Source organism: Rathayibacter sp. AY2B5 (genome assembly GCF_002931645.1).
GTDB lineage: Bacteria > Actinomycetota > Actinomycetes > Actinomycetales > Microbacteriaceae > Rathayibacter.
This window is the reverse complement of the sequence record NZ_PSUE01000001.1, coordinates 354,696-363,711: the sequence shown is the minus strand read 5'-3', so window position 1 is coordinate 363,711 and position 9,016 is coordinate 354,696. Positions and strand designations below refer to the sequence as shown.

Sequence of the window (9,016 nt, the reverse complement as noted above, 5' to 3'; positions counted from 1 at the left end):
GCGAGCGGAACTTCCTCAGCGCGTCGCGGACGGTGCCGCGGACCGCCCCGACCGAGGCGCCCGTCGAGTCGAGCCCTGATCCCAGGCGCTCGCCGCCACGAGCGCGCTCCTGCTGGGCTCGCTGCCCGCCGCCGCGGTCGAGGCCCCGCCCTCGGCGTCCTCCGCCGTCACCTCCGCCGCGGTCCTCCGTGCCGGCGAGCAGCTCGCGCGCGGCGAGCGCCTGGTGTCCCCCGACGGCGCCTCCTCCCTCGTGATGCAGACCGACGGCAACGCCGTGGTCTACGCCGCCGGCGGCCGTCCCACCTGGGCCTCGGGCACGCAGGGGCGCGGCGACAGCCTGCGGATGCAGGACGACGGCAACCTCGTCGTGTACGCCGCGGACGGGCGCCCGGTCTGGGCGAGCGGCACGGTGGCCGACCCCGGCGGCGAGCTGCGGATGCAGGACGACGGCAATCTCGTCATCTACCGCCGCAGCGGCTCGGCCGCGTGGGCCAGCAGCATCGGCGGCCGGATCGACGAGCCGCGCACCGACACCCTCCGCCGCGGCAGCACCCTCTACCCGGGGAACCGGCTCGCCACCCCGGGAGGCACCACGGCGGTGATGCAGGCGGACGGCAACCTCGTCGTCTACGGGCAGGGCGGGGCTCTCTGGGCGAGCGGCACCCGCGGCCGGGGCAACGTCCTCCGGATGCAGGACGACGGGAACGCCGTGGTCTACACCGCGGACGGCGCGCCCGTCTGGGCCTCGGACACGTCCGGCGAGCCGGGCGCCACGATGGTCCTCCGCGAGGGCGATCTCCGGATCGCGGACGACTCCGGCGTCCTCTGGAGCAGTGCTGCGCTCGTCGTGCGCGACTCGCTCTCCCCGAGCGGCCTCGTCGTCGCGGGCACGCGGCTGACCTCGGCGAGCGGGCAGTGGCGGGCCGAGATGCAGCGCGACGGCAACTTCGTCGTCTACGGGCCGAACGGCGCGGACTGGGCGACGAACACCTCCTCCGCCTCCGGCGCCGCCTTCTCGATGAGCTCCGAGGGCCGGCTCGACGTGGCCGACTCCCGGATCCTCTGGCTGCGGTTCCCGAGGATCTCCTTCGGCATCGGCCAGAGCGGCGTCGTCGCGCCCTACCGCCTCGTGCTGCAGGACGACGGCCGCCTCGTCGAGTACGACGGCATCGGACGGGCCGTCTGGGCCAGCAGGGGCTGACGCGCGACGCATGATGGAGGGGTGAGCGACCCCGGCGACTTCATCCGCTCGGCCCTGGAGTACGAGGGCGACGTCTGGCGCGCGCAGGACGTGCGCGAGCGCCTGGGATCAGGGCTCGACTCGACGGGCGCCTCGGTCGGGGCGGTCCGCGGCACCGTCCGCGACGCGCTGAGGAAGTTCCGCTCGCTCGAGCACGACGACGTGACCGCCCTCTCCTCCGAGCTGTGGGAGCCGGCGGTGTTCGAGCCGCGGCTGGCGGCCGTCGTGCTGCTGCAGTCCCGAGCCGAGTGGCTGCGCGGCTCCGACCTCACCCGGCTCGAGGGCTTCGTCCGCGACTCCCGCGTGGACGAGCTGAGCGACCCGCTGGCCCGCGACGTCGTCGCTCCGCTCCTGGCAGGGCTGCTTGGTGCGGCGCGGACCCGGGCGGACGCGGTCCTCGACCGCTGGGAGGCGGAGGGCGGGCGCCTGGCGCGCGCGGCCGCCCTGGCGCGGGCCTCGGTCCCGACGGAGCACGGCTGAACGGCCGCTCGGACCGACCGCCCCGCGGAGCCGGACGCCTGCTCAGGCGGCCCGGTACTCCTGAGCCGCCGTGCCGTCCGCCACCCGGATCCGCGTGTCGAACTCCAGGCCCGGATCGACCCGGTGCGCGATCAGGACCACCGTCCGCCCCTCGGCGGCGCGGAGCAGATCCCCGAGCAGGGCGTCGGCCACGGGAGCGTCCACCGACGCCGTCGGCTCGTCCAGCACCAGGACGCGGAAATCGGCCAGGAGTGCGCGTGCGAGGGCGATCCGCTGAGCCTGACCGCCCGAGACGAGCGAGCCCCGCTCCCCCACCCGCGCGTCGAGCCCGCCGCGTGCAGCGACCCAGGGCCCGAGCCCGACCCGCTCGAGCACCGCCTCGAGCACGGCGCCATCGGCCTCGGGCCGCGCGAAGAGGAGGTTCTGCCGGATCGTGTCGTCGAAGAGGTACGGCTGCTGCTCCACGAGCCCGACCCGCTTCCGCACCTCCGCCTGCGGCAGCGTGCGCGCCTCGACTCCGCCCAGGAGGTAGCTGCCGGAGTGGTCGAGGAAGCGCACCAGAGCGTGCGCGAGCGTGGTCTTCCCGGACCCGCTGCCGCCGGTGACGAGGACGCGCGCACCCTCCGGCAGGTCGAGCGAGACGCCCCGCAGCGCGGGCGTGTGCGCGCCGGGCCAGCTCACCGACAGGTCGCGCAGGACGATGCCGGCGCCCCGGGGAGCCGGCGCGTCCGGGTCCACGTCCGCATCGGTCGCGAGCGCCGGCGACGCCGCCTCGGCGTCCAGATCGGCCAGGCGCTGAGCGCTCGAGAGCGCGGTGCGCGCCGCCTGCACGGCGAGCGGCGCGGCGGCGGCGACCTCGAACACCGCGAGCGGCACGAGCGCGACGACACCCAGCGCCGGACCGCCGAGGTCGCCGATCACCGGGATCCCGAGCACGAGGCCCGCCCAGACCGCACCACCCGAGCAGAGGGCGAGGACGGCCGCGGCCAGTCCGGTGGAGGCCGCCCGTCGACGCGCCGCCCGGGCGAGCGACTCCTCCGCGCGTGCCACGTCCGCCAGAGCGTCACCCGCCGCATCGAAGGCGGTGAGCACGTCGAGGCGGGTGACCAGCAGGTTGAGGCGCTCGGCGAGCTCCCCGCGCAGCGGCGCCAGCTCGCGGTCCGCCTGCGCGGAGAGCCGGCCGGCGCCCAGGGCCCCACCGGCGAAGGCGAGGACCAGCAGCGCCAGCAGCACGGCGCCCATCGCCGGCAGGAGCAGCCAGACGCCGACCACGGAGACCGCAGCGACCAGCGCCGCGACGACCAGCGGCTGCACGACGCGCAGCGGCACGTCCTGCTGGGCGTCGACGTCCGCCACCACCCGGGAGACCAGGTCGCCGCGGCGCACGCGGCCCAGCCCGTCCGGCGCGACCGGCACCAGGCGCTCGTAGACGCCCGCCCGGAGCTCCGCGAGCGCGCGGAAGGCGGCGTCGTGGCCGGTCAGCCGCTCGAGGTAGCGGAAGAAGGCCCGCGCCAGCGCGAAGGCCCGCACGCCCACGACGGCCATGGAGAGGAACAGGATCGGCGGCTGCTCGGCCGCGCGGACGATCAGCCAGGCGGAGCAGGCCAGCAGCGCCACGACGGCGGAGGAGGAGAGCAGCCCGAAGGACAGACCCGGCAGGAAGCGGCGCGGCCCGGGCATCGCGGCGCGGAGGACGTCGGAGCGGTTCACCTCGCGACCGCCCCCGCCGGCGCCAGGGCGATCACGGCGTCGGCCGCCGCGACGGTCGCCGGCCGGTGGCTGGCGACGACGACGATCGTCCCGCTCTCCGCCAGCGTCCGGAGTCCGGCGAGCAGCGCCCGCTCGGACTCCTCGTCGAGGGCGGCGGTCGGCTCGTCCAGGGCCAGCACCGCGCACCCGCGCTCGAGCAGGCGGTGCACAGCGCGGGCGACGGCGACACGGGCGCTCTGCCCGCCCGAGAGGCCCGTCCCCTCGGCGTCGAGCCGACGCTCGGGGTCCACGTCGACCGCGGCGATCGCCAGGGCCCGCCGCACGCGCTCGGGGTCCGGCGAGAGTGCTCCGAGCCCGACGGCGGAGGCGACGCTCCCCGGGAGCAGGTCGGGCCGCTGGCCCGCCCAGGCGAGCGTCGACCGCAGATCCGCGACCGGCGACCCGCCGAGCAGCAGCGTGCCCGAGAAGGGCACGAAGCCCGCGAGCGCGGCGAGCAGCGTCGACTTCCCGGACCCGCTGGGCCCGGTCACCGCGGTGATCGACCCGACGGGGAGCACCGCGTCGACAGGAGCGAGCGTCCGCCCGCGTCCATCGTCGACCGCGAGACCCCGCAGCTCGAGCGCCCCCGTCGCCGCCCGGGCCTTCCCGCGAGCGGGCAGGGCCGCCGCGCGCTCGAGGACGGCGAAGGCGCGGTCCGCCGCCTGCACCCCGTCGGCCGCCGCATGGAACTCGGCACCGACCTGGCGCACCGGCAGGAACACGTCCGGCGCCAGCACCAGGACGAACAGCCCGACGGCCAGCCCCAGCGAGCCGTCGACGAGCCGCAGCCCGATCGAGACGGCGACCAGCGCGACCGAGAGCGAGCCGGCGAGCTCCAGCACGAAGCCGCTGACGAAGGTCACCCGCAGCACCTTCATCGTGTGCACGCGGTAGTCCTCTGTCAGCGCGCGGATCCGCGTCGCCTGCCGCTCGGCCCGCCCGAAGATCTTGAGTGTTGCGAGGCCGCCGACGGTGTCGACGAAGCCGGACGCGAGCGCCTGCAGCCGCTCCCACTGCCGCGCCTGCACGGCCTGGGTCGCCCAGCCGATCAGCACCATGAACACCGGGATGAGCGGCAGGGTCACCACCAGGAACACCGCGCTGAGCGGATCGGCGAGGAAGACCACAAGTGTCAGGAGCGGCGTCGCCACCGCGGTGGCGATCAGCTGCGGGAGGTAGCGGGCGAAGTAGCCGTCGAGGGAGTCCAGTCCGCCGCCCAGCAGCGCGACGACCCCGCCCGAGCCCCCTTCGGAGCGGCCCGCCGGGCCGAGCTCGACCAGTGCGGCGAGGACCGCCTGCCGCAGCTGCGCCTTCGCTCCTGCTCCTCCGCGCACAGCGTTCACCTCGGTCGCCCAGGCGAGAGCCGCCCGCGCCGCGACGACCGCGAGCAGGGCGGCCAGCAGCGGCGCGAGATCGTCGGCGCTCCTCCCGTCGACCGCACCGGCCACCAGCTGCGCCACGAGCCACGCGAAGGCGACGATCGCCAGGGTCCTCGCCAGCGCGAGCACCCCGCCGAGCAGGAGGAACACGCGGGCCGCCCGGGCGTAGCGGAGCAGGCGCGGATCGAGGGGCTTCACGTCAGTGGGCGTCGACCGGGATGTGCGCGCGGCTGATGCGCTTGCGGAAGATCCAGTAGGTCCAGGCCTGGTAGCCGACGATGAGCGGCACGAACACCAGGGCGGTCCAACTCATGACCGTCAGCGTATAGGGCGTGCTGGAGGCGTTCTCGATCGTCAGCCCGTAGGCGGGGACGTTCGAGGCCGGCATCACCGCGGGGAACAGCGTCGCGAAGAGGGCGAGCACGGCGAGCGCGATGGTGCCGGCCAGCAGCGCGAAGGCGCGTCCCTCCCGGCCCCGCGTGATGGCGAGCCAGCCGCCGACGAGGGTCGCGGCCGCGCCCGCCGAGAGCGCCCAGGAGGCGGTGCTCCCCTGGCCGAGGTTGGTCCAGGCCAGGAAGACCGCGGCGACGACCACGGTGAGCAGCCCCGCGCGGGTCGCCAGGCGGCGCGCACGCTCGCGGATACCCCCCTCCGTCTTCAGGGCGACGAAGACGACTCCGTGCGTGAAGAAGAGCAGGAGGGTCGTCGCTCCGCCCAGGAGCGCGTAGGGGTTCAGCAGGTCCAGGACGGTGCCGGTGAAGTTGTGGTCGGCGTCCATCGGGACGCCCTGCACGATGTTCGCGAAGGCCACGCCCCAGAGGAAGGCGGGCACCGCGGAGCCGACGACGATCATCGTGTCGAAGCGCCGCTTCCACTGCGCCTCCGGACGCTGGTGCCGGTACTCGAACGAGACGCCGCGGGCGATCAGCGCGAGCAGGATGAGCAGAAGCGGCAGGTAGAACCCGCTGAAGAGCGTGGCGTACCACTCCGGGAACGCGGCGAACAGGGCGGCGCCGGCGACGATCACCCACGTCTCGTTCAGGTCCCACACCGGGCCGATCGTGTTGATCAGCACGCGGCGGTCGGTGTCGTCGCGCCCGAGGAACGGGAGCGACATGCCGACGCCGAAGTCGAACCCGTCGAGGACGAAGTAGCCGATGAAGAAGAACGCGACGATCCAGAACCAGAGAACGGCGAGATCCATGAGGGGTGCCTCCTAGTAGACGGTGCCGACGAGCTGCGGGCGACCGCTCTCCTCGTCGACCTCGGGAGCGTCGTCGGGGCCGGCCTGCGCGGCCCGCTTGATCAGGCGGAACTCGACCACGGCGAGCGTGCCGTAGATCGCGGTGAAGGCGAGCAGCGAGATCAGGACCTCGAGGCCGCTCACTCCGGGCGAGACTCCGTCGGCGGTCTTCAGCAGTCCGAACACGAGCCACGGCTGGCGGCCCATCTCGGTGAAGACCCAGCCCACGATCATCGCCATCAACGGCAGCGGGGCGGCCCAGATCGCGACCTTCCACATCCACTGCTTCGGCTCGCGGCCCTTCCGGGTGAACCAGAGGCCGGCCGCGGCGATGCCGATGGCCAGGACGCCGAGGGCCATCATCCAGCGGAACGACCAGTAGGTGACCCAGATGATCGGCGTGTAGTCGCCGGGTCCGTAGACCTGGGTGTACTGCGCCTGGAGGTCGTTGATGCCTTCGACCGTGCCGGTGAAGGTGTGCGTCGAGAGGAAGGAGAGCAGGTAGGGGATGCGGATCGAGAACAGCTCGCTCGAGCCGTCCGGCGTGCCCCAGGTGAAGACGGAGAAGGAGGCGTCGACGCCCGTGGAGGTCCTGTAGAGCGCCTCCGCGGCCGCCATCTTCATCGGCTGCGTGTCGACCATCGCGAGGCCGAGCGAGTCGCCGGTGAACAGGGTCAGGCCGCCGCTGACGAGCATCATCCAGGCGCCGAACCTCAGCGCGGGGCGCATGGTCTCGAGGTGCTGGTTCCGCGAGAGGTGGTAGGCCGCGACGCTGATGATGACGGCGGCCGAGACCATGAAGCAGGCGAAGATCGTGTGCGGGAACGCGGCGAGAGCGACCTTGTTGGTGAGGAGCGCCCAGATGTCGGTGAGCTCCGCGCGGCCCTTGGTCTCGTTGATGCGGAAGCCGACCGGGTTCTGCATGAACGCGTTCGCGGCGATGATGAAGTAGGCCGAGAGCGTGGTGCCGAGCGTGGTCAGCCAGATGGTGGCCAGGTGCAGCTTCTCGGGCAGCTTGTCCCAGCCGAAGATCCAGAGGCCGATGAAGGTCGCCTCGAGGAAGAAGGCGAGCAGGCCCTCGAACGCCAGCGGGGCCCCGAAGACGTCGCCGACGAAGCGGGAGTAGTCGCTCCAGTTCATCCCGAACTGGAACTCCTGGACGATCCCGGTCACGACGCCCATCGCGAAATTGATCAGGAAGAGCTTCCCGAAGAACTTCGTCATCTGCAGGTAGTGCACCTTCCCGGTGCGCACCCAGCAGGTCTGGAAGATCGCGACGGTGAGCGCCATGCCGATCGTGAGCGGCACGAACAGGAAGTGGTAGATCGTCGTCAGACCGAACTGCCATCTCGACAGCAGGAGCGGGTCCAGGAGTTCGTTCACAGCTCCGAGAGTAGGTCGGCGGAAGGGGTCCGACGGCCTCCGATCCCAGTACTGGGGCGGATGTGCGGCCTTCCGCGAGCTCCTGGCGGCACCCTTTCCGGGGTGGCCCCGGACGCCCCTCCGAGCGCTCCCGCCGACCGGTCGCTCGACGTCGAGACAGTCCCTCTCGACGTCGAGGGAGTCCCCCGCGCGGCGACTGCGGAGCGGGGCTCGCCTCCGTCGGACCAGCCGCCGCCGGCCTCTCGACGCCGAGCGATCAGGCGGGGGACGGAGCGCTGAGACTTCCTCTCACGGGCCTTCAGCGGATTCCCAGGCGCACATCCGCGCGATCGGCTCTGGGAATCCGTTCACTGCGCGACGCCATCGACGGACTCGCCCGGTGAAGAGACTCCCGGAGCCGATGCCGATGTGCCGTCGGCGGGCGCCCCGCGGTCAGCCGGCGTCGACGCGCGAGCGGGAGCCGGAGAACCAGGCGGGCGCCTGGAAGCCGTACTTCAGCACGGGCAGGTCGCGGGTGAGGCGCCAGTAGCCCAGCGCCGCCGCGACGCCGATCCCGCAGACCAGGAGCGGCACGACCGGTCCGATGACGTCGAGCCAGCGCTCGCCGTCGAAGAGCAGCAGGGTGCTCGTGGCGAGCGAGACGAAGAGGACGTGCACCACGTACACCGGGAGCGTGTTGCGGCCGATGAAGGTGATCCAGCCCGCGCCGCGCCGGTTCGAGAGGAAGCGGGCGACCACGAGCCCGGCGAGGACCGCCAGCACGCTCACCAGGACCAGCCCGATCGTCAGCAGCGGGAAGCGGGCGCGGACGGCGAGGATCACGCCGGCGAGCACGAGGAACAGCACGCCGAAGCCGACTCCGCTGAGGATCCCGCGGCGCTCCACGAACGCGATCACCGCGTTCCGCAGGTAGAGGCCGAGCAGGAAGAACATCAGGTAGCGGGCCATGCCGTCCCAGGCGATGTTCCCGGTGCCCTCGGAGGTGCTGGAGCGGACGGCGTACCAGACCACGGCGATCGCGGTCGCGATGCCGATCTGCACCCGCCAGTCGATCCGGCCCTGCGCGAGCTTGGCGGCCACGAAGAAGATCGTGAGCGCGTAGAGGAACCAGAGCCCGTTGTGCGGCATCACCGGCTGGAGGAGCAGCGCGAGCGGATCGGACTCATCGGTGCCGCCCGGGTTGGGCACCACCAGGAAGAAGAGGAACCGCACCACGGACCAGAGCAGGAAGGCCCAGACCAGCAGGCTCAGCCGCGAACGCCAGAGCTCCGGCCACGACCGGGTGAGCACGGAGCCGGCGAACAGCCCCGAGGCGAGGAAGAACAGCGGCATCCGGAAGGTGATGAGGAGGAGGTTGATCTCGTTCCACGAGTCGGGGGCGATCCCGGCCGTCGTGGTCCACTGCACGGAGTGGGCCAGGGCGACCAGGATGATCGCGATGCCCTTCGCCGTGTCCACCCAGGTGATGCGTGCGCGTGCCATGAGTCCTCGTCGTGATCGTCCATCGGAAGTCGGCCGGCGGCGACGATGGCGATGGCGATG

7 protein-coding genes are annotated in these 9,016 nt (G+C 73.0%); 2 read left to right on the top strand and 5 right to left on the bottom strand.

From position 1 onward, the window contains the following. Positions 1-223 precede the first annotated feature (223 nt). Positions 224-1,201, top strand: a complete 978-nt coding sequence (locus tag C5C30_RS01600; protein WP_181131416.1) for a hypothetical protein — start codon at positions 224-226, stop codon at positions 1,199-1,201. A gap of 21 nt (positions 1,202-1,222) precedes the next feature. After that, the gene (locus C5C30_RS01595) at positions 1,223-1,720 is read left to right on the top strand and encodes a DNA alkylation repair protein (protein ID WP_104333039.1); all 498 of its coding nucleotides are present in this window, start codon (positions 1,223-1,225) and stop codon (positions 1,718-1,720) included. Between the two features lie 42 nt (positions 1,721-1,762). On the opposite strand, the gene cydC is transcribed toward C5C30_RS01595, so the two are convergent. The 5 genes from cydC to C5C30_RS01570 form a co-directional block, all read right to left on the bottom strand. After that, entirely contained in the window at positions 1,763-3,430 is a 1,668-nt protein-coding gene (cydC, locus tag C5C30_RS01590) for a thiol reductant ABC exporter subunit CydC (protein ID WP_104333038.1), read from the bottom strand. Then, entirely contained in the window at positions 3,427-5,046 is a 1,620-nt protein-coding gene (gene cydD, locus C5C30_RS01585) for a thiol reductant ABC exporter subunit CydD (protein ID WP_104333037.1), read from the bottom strand. Before cydD ends, cydC begins: the two co-directional genes overlap by 4 nt. Before the next feature lies 1 nt (position 5,047). Beyond that, positions 5,048-6,052: a cytochrome d ubiquinol oxidase subunit II gene (cydB, locus tag C5C30_RS01580; protein WP_104223117.1), complete on the bottom strand. Its 1,005-nt coding sequence runs from the start codon at positions 6,050-6,052 to the stop codon at positions 5,048-5,050. Positions 6,053-6,064: 12 nt separating this feature from the next. Further along, positions 6,065-7,474 carry a cytochrome ubiquinol oxidase subunit I gene (locus C5C30_RS01575; RefSeq protein ID WP_104333036.1) on the bottom strand — a complete coding sequence of 470 codons (1,410 nt, stop codon included), beginning with the start codon at positions 7,472-7,474 and terminating at the stop codon, positions 6,065-6,067. A gap of 432 nt (positions 7,475-7,906) precedes the next feature. Beyond that, the gene (locus tag C5C30_RS01570) at positions 7,907-8,956 is read right to left on the bottom strand and encodes an acyltransferase family protein (RefSeq protein ID WP_181131414.1); all 1,050 of its coding nucleotides are present in this window, start codon (positions 8,954-8,956) and stop codon (positions 7,907-7,909) included. Between the last annotated feature and the right edge of the window lie 60 nt (positions 8,957-9,016).

Bases quoted from the DNA above. Each gene is read 5' to 3' on its own strand.
- cydB (WP_104223117.1), bottom strand. From the start codon at position 6,052: ATGGATCTCGCCGTTCTCTGGTTCTGGATCGTCGCGTTCTTCTTCATC.
- C5C30_RS01570 (WP_181131414.1), bottom strand. From the start codon at position 8,956: ATGGCACGCGCACGCATCACCTGGGTGGACACGGCGAAGGGCATCGCG.